The 18293-nt window shown below is 45.2% G+C and carries 15 protein-coding genes; 7 read left to right on the top strand and 8 right to left on the bottom strand.

Annotated features, from left to right (window positions below; all coding sequences use genetic code 11):
* The 3 genes from B5X68_RS24845 to rpmH all read right to left on the bottom strand — a co-directional run bounded on the left by B5X68_RS24845 (window position 1) and on the right by rpmH (window position 2333).
* Entirely contained in the window at window positions 1–1653 is a 1653-nt protein-coding gene (locus B5X68_RS24845) for a S41 family peptidase (RefSeq protein WP_082217475.1), read from the bottom strand.
* A 19-nt stretch (window positions 1654–1672) separates the two neighbouring features.
* Window positions 1673–2077, bottom strand: coding sequence for a ribonuclease P protein component (rnpA, locus tag B5X68_RS24850; protein WP_082217476.1), 405 nt, complete (start codon window positions 2075–2077; stop codon window positions 1673–1675).
* Window positions 2078–2174: 97 nt separating this feature from the next.
* Complete coding sequence (gene rpmH / locus B5X68_RS24855) at window positions 2175–2333, bottom strand: 50S ribosomal protein L34 (RefSeq protein WP_015813300.1); 159 nt, start codon at window positions 2331–2333, stop codon at window positions 2175–2177.
* Window positions 2334–2442: 109 nt separating this feature from the next.
* Between rpmH and B5X68_RS24860 the strand changes: the two genes are divergently transcribed.
* The 4 genes from B5X68_RS24860 (at window position 2443) to B5X68_RS24875 (ending at window position 4708) form a co-directional block, all read left to right on the top strand.
* Window positions 2443–2757: a hypothetical protein gene (locus tag B5X68_RS24860; RefSeq protein ID WP_082217477.1), complete on the top strand. Its 315-nt coding sequence runs from the start codon at window positions 2443–2445 to the stop codon at window positions 2755–2757.
* Complete coding sequence (locus B5X68_RS24865) at window positions 2735–3646, top strand: hypothetical protein (RefSeq protein ID WP_141110407.1); 912 nt, start codon at window positions 2735–2737, stop codon at window positions 3644–3646. The genes B5X68_RS24860 and B5X68_RS24865 overlap by 23 nt, the downstream gene beginning before the upstream one ends.
* Before the next feature lie 140 nt (window positions 3647–3786).
* Window positions 3787–4275, top strand: a complete 489-nt coding sequence (locus tag B5X68_RS24870) for a Panacea domain-containing protein (protein WP_082217479.1) — start codon at window positions 3787–3789, stop codon at window positions 4273–4275.
* Window positions 4238–4708 carry a hypothetical protein gene (locus B5X68_RS24875; protein ID WP_141110408.1) on the top strand — a complete coding sequence of 157 codons (471 nt, stop codon included), beginning with the start codon at window positions 4238–4240 and terminating at the stop codon, window positions 4706–4708. The genes B5X68_RS24870 and B5X68_RS24875 overlap by 38 nt, the downstream gene beginning before the upstream one ends.
* 2 nt (window positions 4709–4710) lie before the next feature.
* Here the strand turns inward: B5X68_RS24875 and B5X68_RS24880 are convergent, their stop codons facing one another.
* The 5 genes from B5X68_RS24880 to B5X68_RS24900 form a co-directional block, all read right to left on the bottom strand.
* Window positions 4711–5307 carry a hypothetical protein gene (locus B5X68_RS24880; RefSeq protein WP_082217481.1) on the bottom strand — a complete coding sequence of 199 codons (597 nt, stop codon included), beginning with the start codon at window positions 5305–5307 and terminating at the stop codon, window positions 4711–4713.
* A gap of 317 nt (window positions 5308–5624) precedes the next feature.
* Entirely contained in the window at window positions 5625–7145 is a 1521-nt protein-coding gene (locus tag B5X68_RS24885) for a RagB/SusD family nutrient uptake outer membrane protein (protein WP_082217482.1), read from the bottom strand.
* A gap of 25 nt (window positions 7146–7170) precedes the next feature.
* Window positions 7171–10515 (bottom strand): TonB-dependent receptor, encoded by a 3345-nt coding sequence (locus B5X68_RS24890; RefSeq protein WP_082217581.1) that lies wholly within the window; start codon window positions 10513–10515, stop codon window positions 7171–7173.
* Window positions 10516–10688: 173 nt separating this feature from the next.
* Window positions 10689–11795, bottom strand: a complete 1107-nt coding sequence (locus B5X68_RS24895; RefSeq protein ID WP_082217483.1) for a FecR family protein — start codon at window positions 11793–11795, stop codon at window positions 10689–10691.
* A gap of 95 nt (window positions 11796–11890) precedes the next feature.
* Window positions 11891–12499, bottom strand: coding sequence for an RNA polymerase sigma factor (locus tag B5X68_RS24900; RefSeq protein WP_082217484.1), 609 nt, complete (start codon window positions 12497–12499; stop codon window positions 11891–11893).
* A gap of 284 nt (window positions 12500–12783) precedes the next feature.
* Here B5X68_RS24900 and B5X68_RS24905 point away from each other — a divergent pair, with 284 nt between their 5' ends.
* From B5X68_RS24905 to B5X68_RS29295, 3 genes are read left to right on the top strand one after another with little or no spacing between them, the layout of a single operon-like run.
* Window positions 12784–15168, top strand: a complete 2385-nt coding sequence (locus B5X68_RS24905; RefSeq protein WP_082217485.1) for an ABC transporter permease — start codon at window positions 12784–12786, stop codon at window positions 15166–15168.
* Between the two features lie 12 nt (window positions 15169–15180).
* On the top strand, window positions 15181–17559 hold the full coding sequence (locus B5X68_RS24910; protein ID WP_082217486.1) for an ABC transporter permease: 2379 nt from the start codon (window positions 15181–15183) through the stop codon (window positions 17557–17559).
* Between the two features lie 32 nt (window positions 17560–17591).
* Window positions 17592–18170: an ABC transporter permease gene (locus B5X68_RS29295; protein WP_229208557.1), complete on the top strand. Its 579-nt coding sequence runs from the start codon at window positions 17592–17594 to the stop codon at window positions 18168–18170.
* The last annotated feature ends 123 nt before the right edge of the window (window positions 18171–18293 follow it).

Genomic DNA, 18293 nt, shown 5'->3' on the forward strand with positions numbered 1-18293 from the left:
TTACTTCTTTTTCAAAAGATCATTATAACGAGCCGGTTCTTTAAACAGCGCCAAGGCTGCTTTTACTTCCGGGTCTTCTTTGAACGAAGCTTCTCTCAGACCTTTTTCGAGATAGTAATGCTTGATAATTTCTTCTTCCAGGATTTTTTTGATTTCTGGTTTGAAGATCTGTAAGTCGTTGTCCTTGCTATGAGAAAGTTTTGATTTCAATGCTTTAAGCTGATCTTCAATAACTTCCAAGGATTTTTCTTTCTTCGCAGAAGCTTCGAGATCATTCAGATCACGCTCAACTTGTGTGGTGTAATCGTATTCTTTGTCGCCAAGCCATTTCGTAAATGCAGCATAATCGGCATCAGAAAGGCTGAATTCCTTGGCGGGTTTAATGGTTGGGTGCTCGAAGTGAAATTTCACAGCATAATCGAAGAAAAGACGGTTACGGCCCAGCGACGTTGCCAATGGTGAGTATGTCTCTTTTTCAGTCAGGATATCAGGTAAAATACCACCGCCGTCAAAGACAATACGGCCATTTTTTGTTTTAAACTCGGTCATCAGCGAATCAGGGATTTTACCAACACTGCCATCATCATTCCGATGGCTGTAATCGATTGCCTGGATACATCTTCCGCTTGGGATGTAATATTTGGCAGTCGTGATTTTCATTTTGGTGTTAAATGACAAATCGCGCGTTGTTTGCACAAGTCCCTTTCCATAAGTGCGCTGTCCGATCAGCACGCCGCGATCATAGTCCTGTATCACGCCCGAAACGATTTCTGCTGCCGAAGCGCTGCGATTATTGGTCAGCACTACAACAGGCATTTCCGTGTCCAGCGCTGGGTTATAGGCGGTGTAAGTCTTGTTCCATTCGCTCACCTTGCCTTTCGTCGATACGATTTCTTCGCCTTTTGAGATAAAAATATTCGAAATTTCGATCGCCATATTCAGCAGACCGCCCGGGTTGTCGCGCAAGTCGAGCACGACAGATTTCATTCCTTTTCCTTTTAATTCCTGAAATGCATTGCGCACTTCGCGAGAAGCCGTTGCGGTGAAATCTTTCAGGTCAATGTAGCCCACATCTTCGCTGATCATGCCGTAGTAAGGCACATTCGTCACTTTTACAATGTCTCTATTCAGTGACACATCAAGCGGTTTGGTGCTTCCGTAACGCTTTAATGTAAGCGTTACATTGGATTGTGTTTGTCCTTTCAAAAGTTTGCCAGTGTCAAAATCTTCACGTGTCGAAAGATCCACACCATTGATTTTCAGGATTTCGTCTCCCAGTTGCAGTCCGGCTTTTTGTGCAGGCGTGTCTTCATAAACCATCATCACCGTATGCTTGCCCTCGGCGGAACTGATAATGGCGCCAATTCCATTGTATTTGCCTGTGGTCATGGTCATGTAATCCTCAATGTCGTCCTCGGCATAATATACCGTGTAAGGATCCAGCGAACGCAGCATATTGTCTATACTGGTCTTAATGAGCTGATTAGGATTGATTTCGTCCACGTAATAGGCGTTCAATTCCTTAAACAATGTGGCGTAAATGTCCAGGTTTCGCGCGATTTCGAATAGACGGTCGTCATTTTTGAACGAAACGAAGGTTAGCCCTGCAACCACCGGAATGGCCAGCCAGAAGGAGCGAAGATACTTTTTCATGTATGTTCAGGAATTGAATTTAGTTTTTTTGAGCGGCGCGGGGCAATTTCTCGAGTCTTTTGAGCGATTGCTTCATGGCCGTTTCAATAACGTCGTAAGATGTTATTTCTTTTGCAAGATACAAAAAAGCAATGTAGGAAGGTCTTGATTCCGTGGATAATGCGAGCAGCAGCTCTTTGTTCAAACGGTAAGCTTCACGGCAGCGGCGACGGATCAGATTCCGGTCGACGGCACGTTTGAATGATTTTTTGGAAACGGAAAAAAGGACTTGGGGAAGTGGAGCAGGCGACTCGTTGTCAATAATATAGAGCAGCCTAAAAGGAAAAAGGTAGAACGTGTGGACCTCCGTGCTACCTCTCTGAAAAAGCCGTCCGATTAATCGGGGGCTGCATAAGCGTTCATTTTTACCAAATGTTTTTTTCAAGCTCTTGTAGAAAAAAGTGTCTGCTAAGTTTGAGTAATATCGAACTTAGCAGACTATGAAAGAACTATCGTTCTCTACTCAAACTTTCAAACCTCTGTTATTGCTTATGACGTTTTTCGTCTGATACTGTCAGTTTCCAACGGCCTTTCTTGCGACGGCCAGCTACTACTTTACGCCCATTTGCAGTGGACATTCTTTCACGGAAACCGTGTTTGTTTCTCCTCTTGCGATTCGATGGTTGAAAGGTACGTTTCATCTCATTATCAAATTATTGCGCTATAAATCTCTGTCTACCCCTAATTTGGGCTTGCAAAGGTAAGTGAAAAAAATTATATTAGTAAACATTTCATCAAAAACTAAAATTAATGGCTAAGAAAAAGGCACTTTCACTGTCCCTGGATGCCACCAGGGACTTCACGCTTACCCTCGAGCCAGTCAGCGGCGGAATCACATTATTTTATGCTTTTGTCAATGGAGTCAAGGTTATCCAGGCCGATGGCACCAAAAAGCGCGTATGGAGCGGCACCATTTCCATTGCACAGGTTCGCATTAAGGTGCGCGTAGTCGGAATTGGCGACGCCTCTTTTAATCTTGGAATAGACTTGCCAGGAACCGCAGAGGATCAAAGCTTAACATTAAAATTACAAGACGGTTATTATGAGACAGATATACTTTTGTAGCCTGCTGCTCCTATGCCCGTTGATGACGCTGGCGCAGGAAGCCAAATTTAAGCTTGCTCCCTATGTAAATGCAACAACATCTATTAAAGAAGGGTTGATCGAAGCGGGCCCGGAGATGAGTTGGGATAAAGTGGAAAAAGGAAAGAGTTTTATGCTGAGGCCGGTGATCCGTTTGCCTTTGACCAATAAATCTGAGAATGTGCTGCAAATTGACCGGTTCACATCTACTTGGAAAAGTGTTCTATCGGCTCAATTTACCAGGGATAAAACTCAGGCCGTGGGCAGGATTTCCAGGCACTCGCTTACAGGGCAAGTTGAATACGGTTATGCCAATTACAAGTATTATCCAGGCGGCAATTCCAATGTTGAGATCAGCAACGGGGAAAATTCTTATGCATTTGAAATAAAATATGCCGGCTTTTTCTCAAAAGGCGAATCAGGAGCAAAGCAATTTTCGCCGCAGTTCAGGTTACGTTATGCTTATGACTGGAAAGCTGCGGCAGAAGCAAGTGTTTTGAATGCGCCTAATCCAGGCGGTTTTTTAACAATTACCAATATTGTCGTGGAGGCCCCAAGCGCTCGCCCTGTATTTTCACCGGCATTCTCGTTACAGATATATCCTGGCAAGGGCAATTTCAGTTATGCCCCAACGATTTATTATGACTTCACGGGTAACAAAGGTGATAATGGTCCGTTTGGAAACTTAAACCGGTTAAGGCTGGAAAGCTGGATCTTCTTTTATCCCGCCGTAAAGGACAGTCCGAATGTAAAAATTGGAATCTCGCCGTTCCTAAGTTTAAGAACAAAAGGTGCGGACAGCTTCAACAAGGCAGAATATGGCGGAATGATCACCCTAAAATTCGGCACAACGTTTCTCCAGTTTCTATGAACAGCCTGACTATAAGGCTTCATGAAGCCTTATAGCGCTGTTTTTATAAACTTTTTTAGACTTTGCCATGTTTATTTGTGCTGATACTGTGTACATTGCATAATATTCAGTATGGATTTTAACAATCTCAAACATTCACCATGTACTCATCCGTTCTGATCGCCGGGCAGTTTGTAAATCTCGGCATCAAAGAAAACAATCCGGTAACCCAGATGAAATTGCAGAAAATGGTCTTTTTTGCGCATGGACTGCATTTGGCGTTAAATAATGGCGATCCGCTGATCAGGGAAAAATTTCTGGCGTGGCGGTTTGGGCCGGTTGTCCCGACGATCTACCAGCTTTACAAAAAGTGGGGCAATTCACCCATTATAGAGAAAACGTCCATTACTGTCAACTTTCAGCCTCTTACCAATTTTTCAGAACTTTCCCCATCAGCACTGGAAGCGATTAACAACACCTGGGAGATCACTAAGGACGTTGATGCCATCACGTTATCAAACTGGTCCCATGCGACGAATTCGCCCTGGGAAATAACATATAAGAAGGTGGGCGAGAATGGAGTAATTGATGATAACCTGATTAGAAATTATTTTGAGCAGCAGATCAAATCCCCAGTCCCCGCAGTTTAATCCGCCACGACCCATTGATAAAAATACATTGCGCAACTGGGTCACTGCCGCATCTCCGGAATCCACCGAACAAGACGTTAGCGAAAAAACCTTCCTTACACTGCTTCAACAAGTAAGTTTGGAAGGCTTGTCCCAGAATATACGGGAACGGAAAAAATACGCCGAATATATCTTCTGGATGGTGTCGATCTGGCTTGTAATGGTCGTCGTTTTGGTTTGGCTGAATGGCCTTGGAGAGGTTTATTGCTACAATTTCCTGGATCCGTTGCTGCGAACAGGCGTCAAATACATTAGCTTCAATTTTCACCTTTCCGACACGGTTCTCATTACGCTGATCACCACTGCGACAGTAAATATCACAGCATTTTTCCTGGTTGTCACCAAATATCTTTTCCCGAATACGCCGGAAAAAGACAGCACGCCAGTCGAGTAAGGTTAAATTTCTGCGTCCGGTTTGGCTCTTACTTTATATTCCGAAGAGTCCTTGTCCGACCATTTGTAAACCACTTTCTTGAAACGAAGGTCCTGAACGATCGGCTTTATATTATCTAAAAAAGCATCTTTTCTCTTTTCCGAGGCAAATATAGAGCCGGTGAAAACCAATGTATCATTCTTCGGGCCTGATAGTGCAATGGTGATCTGCTGAGTTCCAAGCACTTCTTTTTTAGATTCTACGTAGGCAGTCCTGAGTTCTGGAAACTCCTTAGTTTGCACCTGAACGATCTTTTTTTCCAGAATTTCCGCTTTCGGTTTAATCACCTTATCCTTACTGCCTTTCACTTCATTATAAAGTGATGTGTTTGATTTATGCCAGGATAGCCTGGTTGCAATGTCCTGTTTAGACATGTCACTTTTCAGGTTCCGGTCAATATCAACAATCTGATTATCAATAAATAGCAACATGTTTTTACCTTCTGCGGCTGTCAGCTTTTTAGGGGTCAGGAAATATATACCAAAACCAATGACAGCAGCTGCTATTAAGACATAAGCAATGTATTTGAAAATATTTCCTTTGCGAGGGTTCTCTTCCATTTTGTGTTGATCTAGTTACAAAATGAATATAAAAAGGCTGTTCCAAGCCTTTACAGCCAATTTTTGTAACGTCTCGTGCAGCTATTTCCCCATAGTGTATACGTTTGGATTGAGGTGGAATAGGGCATCTAATAATTAAATAAAAAATCCCAGAGGGATAAAATATCGGTAGAAAAGTGAAGCATTAATTCAAATTCAAATCCCGGAGGGATGCAACGACATACACATTGTTGCATCCCTCCGGGATTTGAAATCACGATCTTTATGAATGGCTACCGCGCTGCGGCTACCCATATTGTATCCCTCCGGGATTTGGCTTAGTAACCAGGATTCTGCGGCCCTAAATTCGGGTTAACCTGCAATTCCACGCGTGGAATTGGCATCAGGTAATCTCTCGCTGGATTAAAGCTAGTATGCGGCTCTAATGATTTTGCTCCCACGAAAACGGTTTCACCAAGATTGCGGCGCTTGATGTCGAACCAGCGTTTGTATTCGAAGGCAAGCTCAATGCGTCTCTCTTCCATAATGAGGTCGATCAATGCCGCTTTGCTAAGTCCTGTTGTGACATTGGCTGGGAAAGTGGTTTGCTTGCCGGCCCAGTTTCTGGCCCTTGTGCGGATTTCGTTGATGTAAGTCAGTGCCTCGGCATTTGGGCCGTTCACTTCTACCGACGCTTCTGCTGCGATCAGCAACACTTCAGCGTAACGCATCGCTGCATAATTCTGATCTGAGTAACGTCCTTCTGAGTTGGCTGTTCCTGCAAATCGCGCATATTTGGCAATATGAGGTCGTTTTGTGTTTGGAAATTCGGTGTAAGGCACGAGTTTTCCGCCGATAAGCAATGAATCGTCGAAACTAACTTCCTTACGATAATCGCGGGCATCCCAAGTGTTGAAAACGTTCATAGAGGGCACCAACACGCTCCATCCGCTACGTGGCGCATCACCTCCGCGTACACCCGTCATAGGCGCCATAATGTCGTCATTTGCACCACCTTCACCGTTTTTCAAGCCCAGGAAGTCCACATCAAAAATGTGCTCTTTCATGTTTGGCGCTTGCGGCGCAACGAACAATGTCTGAAAATCTGCTTCTAATGCGTAACCGAATTTGTCTTTATTATCAATTACATACTTTGCTTCCGCATAAGCTTTTGCATAATCTCCCAATGTCAGATGCACCGACGCCAGATAGGAAGCAGCCGTTCCTTTCGAAGCGCGGCTCCTTACTTCCGAAGGCTGTTTTTCGGGTAACCATTGTTTAGCGAATTCCAGATCGGAGATAATGCTGCCGTAAACAGTTGCCGCTGGTGTTCTTGAAATAGCCTTCACAGCCTCCGGATTACTGATGAAATAATCAATGTAAGGAACGTCGCCGAAAACCTGCACGAGATTAAAATAAGCGAATGCACGCACAAAACGCGCTTCGGCCAGCAACGGATTGATCTCGTTTTCAGGCAATCCCAATTGTTGCCCACCCGAAATAGCCGCATTGGCAGCGCTGATGACCTGATACCAGGTTGGCCAAAACTGGTTCACCATGTTATTGTTGTCATCCATATTGAAGTCATTCACCTGCTGCCGCTCAGCCGGCGTTCCGCGGTCGCCAATGTCCACCATATCGCTGCGCAACATTAATGCTGAAACAAACTGCCTGCCATAGAGCCGCTCCGTCGCAATCCAGCCATAAGCCCCGAAAATCGCAGTTTCCACATCCTTGGAAGTCCGGAATAATGATTCTGGCGCAAGTAAGCCCACTGGTTTTTCGTCGAGGTCGGCGCAGCCCAGCGAGAAGCTCGCGGTGAGTATAAAAAGTAAAAATCTATTTGTTAAATGCTTCATTTTAAGTCGAATTAAGAGTCAGGAATTAGAAACCAACATTCAGCCCAATGGTGTAGGATTTGGCATTTGGATAACTTCCATAATCCAATCCAAGGTTACGGTTACTGTTCGTACTGTTGTCGTCAGAAGAATAATTGACCTCCGGATCAAAACCTTTGTATTTCGTAAATGTCAGAATGTTCTGCGCACTTGCATAGATGCGTAACTTGCTGATGTGCAGCTTGTCTAAAACCGGCTTGGGGATGTTGTATCCCAACGAAATGTTTTTCAAACGAACAAAACTTCCATCTTCCACCCAGCGCGTCGAAACGCGTCTTGTGCGTCCTGCCATCGCTTTTGGCACATTTGTATTCGTGTTTGTAGGCGTCCAGCGGTTCAGGGCTTCTGTTGTCGCGTTGTTAATTCCGGACAGCAGGTTCAGCTCCATCAGCGTGTAATTCAGCATATCATTGCCTTGCGACGCCTGGAAGAAAACATTGAGGTCAATGCCTTTCCAGCTGAAATCATTGGTTAATCCCCAGATAAATTTTGGATGCGGATTACCGATGATCGTACGGTCATCGCTGTTCAACATGCCATCAGGCTCGCCCGTAAGCTGGCCGTTTGCATCTTTTTTACCATCAATATCCCTGAATTTCTCACCGCCAGCAGCCGTTTCAAAGCCACCACCTGGAATGAAACTATCGCCTTCCTGATAAACGCCGTCATAAATCCAGCCATAAAAAGATCCTACAGGCTGGCCTTCACGCAGGATTTGCGTTTGGCCCAATCCCACTAGATGGCCGGGCCCCGAAGCATACAGAATGTCCGTTCCATTCGGCAATGACAAAACTTTGTTCCGGTTCAGTGAGAAGTTGATGTCCGTATTCCATTTGAACTCGCCTACCAGATTTCGCGTGTTTACCGTCAATTCAAAACCTTTGTTTTCAACCGAACCAATGTTCTTTAACTGGTTGCTATAACCTGAATATTGTGGCAATTGAACGCTGAAAAGCAGATCCTTCGTAACACGGCGGTAATAATCAGCGGTAATGTTCAGGCGGTTGTTCAGCACGCTGAAATCGGTTCCAATGTTAAGCTGGTGCGTAGTTTCCCATGTCAGGTCATCATTAGCAACCGTTGTAGGACGCACTGCATTCACCGGAACGCCATTGATAATAGTGTAAACATTGGAGAAACGTGACATGGTTTGATAAGGCTCAATGGCCTGGTTGCCCGTCAATCCGTAGCTCACGCGCCATTTCCATTGGCTGATTGCCGTCACATTCTGCATAAATGGCTCGCTGGAAAGTTTCCAGGCAAATGCACCGGAAGGAAATGTTGCCCATTTGTGGTTTTTACTAAAATTGGAAGAACCGTCCTGACGAATGTTGGCTGTGAAAAGATAACGGTCCAGCAAGCCATAGGTCAACCTGGCATAGTAGGAGGCCAGCTGCCATTCCGTAAGGCCCGAATTAGGGCTTTGCCAAACGGAAGCTCCACCCAAATTCCAGTAAGAAACCGCGTCCGTGATGAAGGATTGGCCCGTTCCGCCCCAGTTTTCACTCGAAGATGTTTGGTAAGAATAACCCAGCATGGCAGAAATGTCATGGTTTGTGCCAATTTTTTTGGTGTAGGTTAAATAATTCTCGTTCAGCAGCAATGTGCTTTTGGTGCCTCTCACAGACGCCGAACCGCCTACATTGCGCCCATCATTCAGGGTCGTAGGCGTGAATTCGCCCGTTCTGCCGCTGTTGGTGGTTGCACCTAATGTGATACGGAATTTCAAATCGTCCCAAATGCTGTATTCAGCGTAAAAGTTGCCTTGTACACGGTCGTTCAATGACTCATTTTGCAATTGCGTTGCGATGGCATAAGGGTTATCGATCGGGTCATTTAATCTGGCCACTGTGAAACGGCCATTAGCGCCTACAATCGGCTGGTCCGGTTCAAATTTGAATGCAGAAGAAGTCACACCCGGCGTTAGCCCGCTCGATCCTTCCTGCGTTCTGGCCTGGTTACGCGAAACGCGCTGTGCAAACAGGTTAAGACCCAGTTTCAAACGTTTTGCAGCCTGAATGTCAATGTTACTGGTGATCGAAAAACGATTATAATCAGAATTCAGAATCACGCCTTTTTGATCATAATATGCTCCTGATACGTAATATTTGACCGCATCGCTGCCGCCGGCAACCGAAACCTGGTGGTTTTGAATGGCACCTTTACGGAAAATTAGATCTTGCCAATCGGTGTCCGCGCCTTGCGAAACAACATTAGGCCTTGCCTCTTTTACATAATCCAAAAACTGACTTGCATTCAGCAAATCGAGCCGGTTGATTTCTCTTTGTGTAGAAAAGGAGGTGTTAAATTCAATTCTTGGCTTGCCCGACTGTCCTTTTTTGGTCGTCACCATGATCACACCATTTGCACCTCTCGAACCGTAAATGGCTGTTGCAGAGGCATCTTTCAGGATTTCGATGGATTCAATGTCTTCCGGAGGTGGGATAGCGCCGCCGACAAAACCGTCCACCACGTAAATCGGATCACTGCTGGCATTAATAGAAGTTCCGCCCCTGATCCGCACTTTAAAATTGGATCCCGGCTCACCATTGTTAGACTGGATCTGAACCCCCGCCGCGCGTCCCTGCAATGCTTGCACCGTTCCCAATGCAGGATATGCAGTCAATTCCTGCGATTTTACGGAAGAAACCGAACCCGTCACATCACTCTTTTTCACCGTTCCATAACCCACAACAAGCACTTCCTCCAGCGATTTCTGATCGGTTTTCAGTGTAATGTCAATTTCAGTGCGGTTGCCTACTCTGATTTCCTGCGGCTCGTAACCCACGAAACTCAGCACCAAAACCGTGTTGGCATCGGGCACCGACAATGTATAACTGCCCGTTGCGTCCGTGGACGTTCCCGATTGTGTTCCCTTAATGAGAATGTTTACGCCAGGAAGCGGCTCTTTTGTCTCGGAATCTGTGATTTTTCCCTTAATCGTTATTTCCGTAGACCGGATCAAATCCGGCTTAATGGACGCCTCAGCATTATCCGTTGCCGATTTTGTTTCGGAAGGCCGGATCACAATATTTTTTCCCGAAACCTCATAAGTAAGGCCCAGCGGCACCAGAAAATCATTGAGCACCTTCGACAATTCCTGGTTGGATTGCTGAATGCTCACTTTCCTGCCCGACTGAATGAGCTTGGAACTGAAAATAAAGCGTACGCCAGCCTGCTTCTCGATCAGGCTGAGCACTTTTTTTACTTCCTGTTCCTGGGCCTGCAAAGTGATCTTCTTACTCAGCAGCTCCTGGGCGCGCACGTCAACAGCCGTGGCCGTTCCCATGAACAACAAAGCAATGACGAGCTGAACCAAACTTATCCGCATAAGAACTAACAGTTTACGATTGAACTGTACTGGTATTTTCATAGTTTTGAACAGTTTTGTTAATTGATTATTGGCAAAAACTTTCCCCCGCATCTTTCTAAGGATGACAGTCGGCAAAACTTCGGGGGTTACTTACACGGCCGGTAATGTTCCACCATTACCGGCTATTTTTTTCAAATATTTTTACAGCCTTTTCCTTCCACGATAATGCGGCCGTCGATCAGCTCATAACTGGCTCCAACTGCCTTACATACAAGGTCTAATTTCTCATAAAGTGTCATTTCCGACAGTTTGGCAGTGATCGGACATTCATTCATGATGTTTTTATCAAAGATGATCTCAATGCCGTAAGCTTTCTGGAGTTCTGAAAACACATGCGAAACGGGTGTTTCGTCAAATTCAAAATCGTAAGTCGTAACATTGTTATCGATAAGCTCCGGGCTGGGAATGAGGCTTTTGGTCATCTTAATGGACTCACGGACGAAGACAATCTGCTGATTAGGCTCAATCACCACCCCAGTCAGTTCCCTGGAATCCTTTTTCTCATTGATCTCCGGATCTTTTCTTGTAAAAACAGCGACTCTTCCAGTCTTAACAGCCACGGAAACTTCCTTTTCGTCCGTAAAAGAGCGGACGGTGAAACTTGTCCCTAACACTTTGGTAATAACCTCATTGGCATACACAAAAAATGGCCGTGAAGGATCCTTAGCAATGTCGAAAAACGCCTTTCCTGAAAGATAAACCTCCCTTTTTCCCGGTTCGAACTTTGCAGGATAACTTACTTTGCTACCCGGATCGAGCTTCACAATGCTGCCATCGGCGAGTTTGATCAATAAAGGTTCTTTGTCCTGATTTGTTTTTTCAATGAGTGGAGTCGCGGTGGCAGAAACGAGCGCTTCGTAGTTGATTTCCTGTTTGTGGTTAACGGTCCAAAACGTCCAGCTTAATCCTGCTATCACGATGAGCACAGCTGCAATGCTCATTAAGGGTTGAAAAAGCCGAAGTTTTGAAGCAGTTTCATCGAGCTCTTCTTCGTTTTTAATGTTGCCGACGATCTGGCGGATAGCATTTTCTTTTTCAGTTTGCGGCAAAGGAGCCTGTAATGGCGCAATGGACAGCACAAGCTCACGGGCGCTACGAACAGTTCCTGTCTTTTCGGGATTTGCCGTCAGCCAGTTTTGCCAATATTCCTCATCTTCTCTGGTCGGTTTCAGCACCCAGTTCCGGAAGAATGGGTCCCAAAGAAAGTCTTCCAAAGTAAAATTATGGTATTGATCCATGTCAAAATGTTATCATTTAAATACCATTAGACACGAACCAAAAACGGATACTGTATTTTTTTATCTTTTTTTAAAAGTTTGTGAAGATTCCGCTGTCAGGCGACAAACCGGAGGAAAAGTAACAGCGACACAATCGACCGCCATTGGGTTTTGAGGAATTTGAATGCGGTTTGGAGTAAATTTGAAACCGACTGCGGGTGGATTTCCATAATGGCCGCGATCTCATCCCGGTCCATATCCTGGAAAAATTTGAGATAAATGGCCTCTCTTTGTCTTTTGGGCAAACCGTTGAGCATGTGCGTAATGCGCGAAGCGATTTGCTGGTCGTTTTCAGTTTGTATAAATTGGTGTTCGGCATGGAATGCAATGTCAAAACCTTCGTCCGGCAGCAGATGATCGAGAAAGAGCATCCGGTTTTTTTGCATCATTCGGTGCAGACGGCGGCGAAGCGAGGCGAGCAGGTAAGCTTTGGGCGGAATGTTATGGTTAAGGCTGCCTTTTTTCTCCCAGATCTCCAGAAACACATCCTGAATGCAATCTTTGATCAGCTCTCGGTCGCGGCAAAATTTGTTGCCATATTGAAACAGCAAATCATAAGTGACATCGATCAGCGATTCAAAAGGCGCAACATTTCCAGCCAGCATTTCACGCCACAGGGCAATTTCCCTTTCCTCCTGCTGAATGTTACTGGTAATCATTTTCATTGAACGAAATTTCCTCGGACCTGGATAATGTTGTTTAATCCCTGATTAATGATATAAGCCGCACAATGCTTTTTTCTGCTCATTCAGCCAGAATTTTTTCCGTTCTATAACGAACGCAATGTGTTCGATTACGGACAATCCGGTGGGAGAATTGAATCGTAGGACATTGATATTCAGGCCAGTAATTTTAGAAATGGCGCTTGGCGTGCAATTTGTCGCGTTATTTAATCTGCCGCTTTTTTGAAATAACTTCACTCACCTGTTTTACTAGCCAGGCTTATATTATGATCCGTAACTACATTAAAATCGCGTTCAGACATTTGAACCGTAACAAAGCTTATGCAATCCTCAATGTTTCGGGCTTAACATTAGGCATGACCTGCGGTTTGTTGATTTTTTTATTGGTCAAATATCATCTAGGCTTCGATAACTTTCACGCGAATGCGGACCGCATTTACCGGATTGTAACCGAGCAGCACCGCGACAATATTTCCTACACCGCCGGCGTGCCCAGTCCGTTGGGGAAAGCTTTTCGGAACGATTACACTTTCGCAGAAAAAGTGGCGCGCATAGCAACATTTGAAGAATTGCTGGTAACTGTGAAGCAGGGAAAAGATGTTAAAAAGTTCAGCGAGCCGGATGGCGTTGCGTTTGCTGAGGAAGAATTTTTTCAGATTTTCAACTATCCGCTCATCGAAGGGGACATTCGAACAGCTTTAAAAGAGCCTAACACGGGCATTATTACAGAACGGCTGGCCAAAAAATACTTCGGCAATCAAAATCCGATCAACCAGACCTTCCGCTTCGTAAACAAAATTGATGTTACGGTCAAAGGTGTTTTGAAAGATTTGCCCGTAAACACGGACCGCCGAACGGAGATTTATGTGTCCTATAATACATTGAAACAATATAATGAATGGCTGGCCAGTGAAGATTCCTGGGGCGGCATTCAGAGCTCGATGAATTGTTATGCCTTGCTCCGGCCCGGCGTTTCCACCAGTGAAGTGGAAAAAGTTTTCCCTGCCTACGTCAAAAAATACAGGCCTACAAGCAAGAATGTGCATCATTACAAGTTGCAGCCGCTGGCCGATGTGCACTTTGATGCGCGTTATGGCGGCGCAATGGAAAAGAAAAACCTTTGGGTGCTGTCCATGATCGGGCTTTTTCTGATTGTTACGGCTTGTGTTAATTTCATCAATCTTGCTACGGCACAGGCATTGAAGCTTTCAAAAGAAGTGGGCGTCAGAAAAGTGCTGGGCAGTTTGCGCGGGCAATTATTCTGGCAGTTTATCGCGCAAACGAGTTTGATTACGCTCATTGCCAGCGCATTGGCAATGGTGTTAACAGCGCTTGCATTGCCTTATGTCAATAATTTGTTTTCGTCTCAAATCAGCATGAACCTGTTTTCTAACTGGCAATTGTGGCTGTTTTTAACAGGCATCGTCCTGATCGTAACTTTCCTTTCCGGCTCATATCCGGGCATGATCCTCGCGCGTTTTCAGCCGGTTACCGCGCTAAAAGGGAAATTGTCGCAACAGCATATCGGCGGTTTCAATACACGCAGGGCGCTCATTGTCACGCAATTTGCCATTTCTCAAATCCTGATCATTGGCATGATCGTCATTGCGCGGCAAATGCATTTCGCACAGCAATCGAACCTGGGTTTTAATAAGGATGCAATTGTGATGGTGCCGATCGTTTCGTCGCCGGATCAGGCCAAAACGGTTAAAGAAAAATTCCGGCAGATCGCGGGTGTTGAAAGCGTTTCCCTTTGCTTTTCGGCGCCATCTTCCCAAAATAACTGGGGCGCAACGCCATTTTACGACAACCGCTCGGAGGAAGAAGCGTTCCGGGTTTCCATGCGGGCTGCCGATAACGATTATCTCTCCACATTTGACCTCAAACTGGTCGCCGGCCGAAACCTGTTTCCTTCTGATACAACCAAGGAATTCCTTGTAAATGAGACGTTTGCGAAAAAGCTAAATCTGGCGTCGCCGACGGAAATGTTAGGTAAAAATCTGCGGGTTAATGGCAACATGGTTGGCCCGATCGTGGGCATTGTTAAAGACTTTCATGACCAGTCTTTTCACGAAGAGATCAGCGCCGTCTGCATTCCTTCGGCGAGTGACAATTACAATAGTTATGCAGTCAAAATCAATACAAACAATGTCCCGGCAACATTAGCATCCATTGAAAAAACGTGGAGCGAAATGCATCCCGACCAACTTTATGAATATGAGTTTTTGGACGAACAGGTTGCTGCGTTTTATGAAACCGAGGCTCTAATGTTCAGTCTGATTCAGGCATTTTCTGTGATTGCGATCTTTATCGGCTGTCTGGGTTTGTATGGACTGGTCTCGTTTATGGCTGCGCAAAAAACCAAGGAAATTGGCATCCGGAAAGTGCTGGGCAGCAACATTCCGCAGATCTTATGGATTTTCGGAAAAGAATTCAGCACGCTGATCCTGATCTCATTTGCCATTGCCTCACCGCTGGCTTGGTGGGCGATGAACCATTGGCTGCAAGGCTTTCAATTCCACATCGAAATCGGCGCATGGATTTTCCTGACCGCCATCGGATCAACATTCATCATTGCCACATTAACAGTGATTTTTCAGGCAAGCAGGGCAGCATTGCTGGATCCGGTGAAGGCTTTGAAGAGTGAATAAACAACATTCCTTATGTTTAGAAATCATATAAAAATTGCCCTTCGTAACCTGATTAAAAACAAAGGTTACTCGGCCATTAACATTGGCGGGCTGGCTGTGGGCATGGCTGTGGCCATGCTTATCGGACTCTGGATCTATGACGAATTGTCGTTTAATAAAAATCACGACAATTACGCCAGCATTGTAAAAGTGTTTCAAAACCAAACATTTAACGGCAATGTCGAGACCAGTTCCAATGTGCCTTTGCAACTGGAAGCCGAGCTGCGAAATACGCATGGCAGCAACTTCAAATACATTGTAACGGCAGGATTTCCTTCCGAACACCTCCTGACTTTTGGGGAAAAGAAAATCATTAAAGTCGGCAATTACATAGGCGCGGAAATTGCTGAAATGCTCACCCTTAAAATGATCCGAGGCACACGGGCTGGACTTATCGAGCCCAATTCCATCATGCTTTCGGAATCAACTGCTAAGGCGGTGTTTGGCAATGTCGATGCATTAGATAAAATCGTAAAGCTGGATAATAAAGAAGCGCTGAAAGTGACGGGCGTCTATGCAGATCTCCCTGATAATTCCACTTTTCAGCAGCTAAATTTCATCACACCGTGGACGCTTTTGAAAAAAGATCTTCCCAAATGGCTCGGCTGGGGAAATAACTGGTTCCAGGTGTTTGCTCAGGTTGCCCAAAACAATGATATTGAGGCAGTTTCTGCTAAAATTGCCAATGCCAAACTCAAAAATATCGACGCCGAAGAAGCCAAATACAAGCCCGAAATGTTCCTGCTCCCTATGTCAAGATGGAATCTTTATTCAGAGTTTAAAAATGGGGTGAATGCAGGCGGACGGATTGAATATGTGTGGCTTTTTGGCGTAATCGGCGTGTTTGTGTTGCTGTTGGCTTGCATTAATTTCATGAACCTGAGCACAGCACGAAGCGAAAAGCGCGCCAAGGAAGTCGGGCTTCGGAAGGCGATTGGTTCGATGAAGGCACAATTGGTAATGCAGTTTTTTGGTGAATCATTTCTGGTTGTTGCCATTGCTTTTTTGCTGAGTTTGATATTGGCACAGCTCAGCCTTTCTCAATTTAATGAAGTCGTTGCCAAGAAAGTGGCTATTCCGTGGGCAAGCCCGGTTTTTTGGCTGGCCAGCATTAGTTTTATTTTATTAACATCTTTTATTGCAGGCAGTTATCCAGCATTATATCTTTCCTCTTTCCGCCCGATCGAAGCATTGAAGGGCGTTTCTTCCCGACTTGGCCGCATGGCTGTGGCCCCGCGAAAAGTTTTGGTAGTAATCCAATTCACGATTTCCATCACCCTGATCATCGGCACAATGATCGTTTATCGGCAAGTGCAATTCGCAAAAAGTCGGCCTATTGGCTACAATCGCGGCAATGTGATTTCCAGCCCGATCAAGTCAGACCAGATATTGAACCATTTCGCAACATTCCGCGAAGAACTGATCAATATGGGTGCCGTAGAAGAATTGGCAGCAACAGATACGCCGGTTACCAACACTACGGTGACCAACGGCGGTTTTAATTGGAAAGGAAAGGACCCGGGGATGGCGGAAGAATTTGTAACGTTGCGGGTAACCCATGAATTTGGGAAAACAATGGACTGGCAGATCATAGAAGGCAGGGATTTTTCCAAAGACATTGTTTCCGATTCCATGGGTTTTATATTGAATGAAGCCGCCGTGAAATATATGGGATTAAAAGACCCGATCAATGAAACGATCCATTGGGGTGATAATGAACAATATAAAGTCATTGGTGTGGTGAAAGACATGGTGACGCAGTCGCCTTATGAACCAGCTAAGCAGACCATTTTCTTTATCAATTATAAACGGGTTAGCCTGGTGAATATGAAGCTGAAACCGGCTGTAAGCGCCAGCGAGGCATTGGCAAAAATAGAGCGTGTCTTTAAAAAATTTGACCCGGAAAATCCTTTTCAATATACATTCATGAATGACGAATATGCGCGGAAGTTCAATGATGAAGAGCGCACGGGCAAATTGGTGACTTTTTTTGCCGTTCTGGCCATTTTTATTTCTTGCCTTGGGCTTTTCGGATTGGCGTCATTTACGGCTGAACAGCGCACCAAGGAAATCGGGATTAGGAAAGTTCTGGGCGCTTCGGTCGCGAATCTCTGGCAAATGTTGTCTCAAGATTTTGTGCTTTTAATTACGATTTCCTGCCTCGTTGCCGGCCCGATATCCTTCTATTTTATGACCAGCTGGTTGCAAAAATTCACTTACCGCACAGAAATTTCCTGGTGGATCTTCGCGCTTGCAGCGGCGGGCGCATTAACATTAACGCTTTTTACAGTGAGTTATCAGGCCATCAAGGCCGCGCTCATGGACCCAGTGAAGTCGTTGAAAAGTGATTAAATTTAAAATCCTAACCAGCTCTTTTCCAGATTATGCTGCAAAATTATTTCAAAATTGCCCTTCGTAGCCTGATCAAAAACAAAGGTTACTCGGCCATCAACATTGGCGGATTAGCTGTGGGCATGGCGGCTGCAGTGCTGATCGGTTTGTGGGTTTATGATGAATTGTCATTCAATAAATATCATCGGAATTACGCCCGGATTGCACAGGTGATGCAGCAACAAACCTTGGATGGAGAAATTATCACAGGCAGTAATGTGCCCATTCCGCTCGCTGCGGAGCTTAAAAACAATTTCTCTGATGATTTTGAAAATGTGGTGCTTTCGTCCTGGACCACAAGGCATATCCTCACCTACAAAAGCTTAAAATTTACAAAAGCAGGAAACTTTATGTCACCCGAGGCAGCAGAAATGCTGTCGCTGCAAATGATTCACGGAACGTGGTCTGGCTTGAAAGAGCCCGGTTCGGTGTTGCTTTCCGAGTCCTTGGCAACAGCATTCTTCGGAAGTGATGATCCGCTTAATAAGGTGTTGAAGTTGGATCCTGATTGCGCTTGTCATTTCTTTGCTCCTTGTGCAGGTTATGCTGCCGTTTTTCAATCGAATGGCTGATAAGGAGATGGTTATGCTCTGGTCGGATCCGATTTTCTGGCTGTTGTAATTTCTTTCAGCACTGTAACCGGCCTGATCGCAGGCAGTTATCCAGCGTTTTATCTGTCTTCTTTCCAACCTGTA

The organism is Dyadobacter psychrophilus, assembly GCF_900167945.1.
GTDB classification, from domain to species: Bacteria; Bacteroidota; Bacteroidia; order Cytophagales; family Spirosomataceae; genus Dyadobacter; species Dyadobacter psychrophilus.

Excerpts from the sequence above, each read along its gene's own strand:
- B5X68_RS24870 (WP_082217479.1), top strand. The coding sequence starts at position 3,787 with ATGTACTCATCCGTTCTGATCGCCGGGCAGTTTGTAAATCTCGGCATC.
- B5X68_RS24890 (WP_082217581.1), bottom strand. The coding sequence starts at position 10,515 with ATGCGGATAAGTTTGGTTCAGCTCGTCATTGCTTTGTTGTTCATGGGA.
- B5X68_RS24880 (WP_082217481.1), bottom strand. The coding sequence starts at position 5,307 with ATGGAAGAGAACCCTCGCAAAGGAAATATTTTCAAATACATTGCTTAT.
- B5X68_RS24910 (WP_082217486.1), top strand. The coding sequence starts at position 15,181 with ATGTTTAGAAATCATATAAAAATTGCCCTTCGTAACCTGATTAAAAAC.
- B5X68_RS24905 (WP_082217485.1), top strand. The coding sequence starts at position 12,784 with ATGATCCGTAACTACATTAAAATCGCGTTCAGACATTTGAACCGTAAC.
- B5X68_RS24900 (WP_082217484.1), bottom strand. The coding sequence starts at position 12,499 with ATGAAAATGATTACCAGTAACATTCAGCAGGAGGAAAGGGAAATTGCC.
- B5X68_RS29295 (WP_229208557.1), top strand. The coding sequence starts at position 17,592 with ATGCTGCAAAATTATTTCAAAATTGCCCTTCGTAGCCTGATCAAAAAC.
- B5X68_RS24845 (WP_082217475.1), bottom strand. The coding sequence starts at position 1,653 with ATGAAAAAGTATCTTCGCTCCTTCTGGCTGGCCATTCCGGTGGTTGCA.
- rpmH (WP_015813300.1), bottom strand. The coding sequence starts at position 2,333 with ATGAAACGTACCTTTCAACCATCGAATCGCAAGAGGAGAAACAAACAC.
- B5X68_RS24860 (WP_082217477.1), top strand. The coding sequence starts at position 2,443 with ATGGCTAAGAAAAAGGCACTTTCACTGTCCCTGGATGCCACCAGGGAC.
- B5X68_RS24885 (WP_082217482.1), bottom strand. The coding sequence starts at position 7,145 with ATGAAGCATTTAACAAATAGATTTTTACTTTTTATACTCACCGCGAGC.
- B5X68_RS24895 (WP_082217483.1), bottom strand. The coding sequence starts at position 11,795 with ATGGATCAATACCATAATTTTACTTTGGAAGACTTTCTTTGGGACCCA.
- B5X68_RS24865 (WP_141110407.1), top strand. The coding sequence starts at position 2,735 with ATGAGACAGATATACTTTTGTAGCCTGCTGCTCCTATGCCCGTTGATG.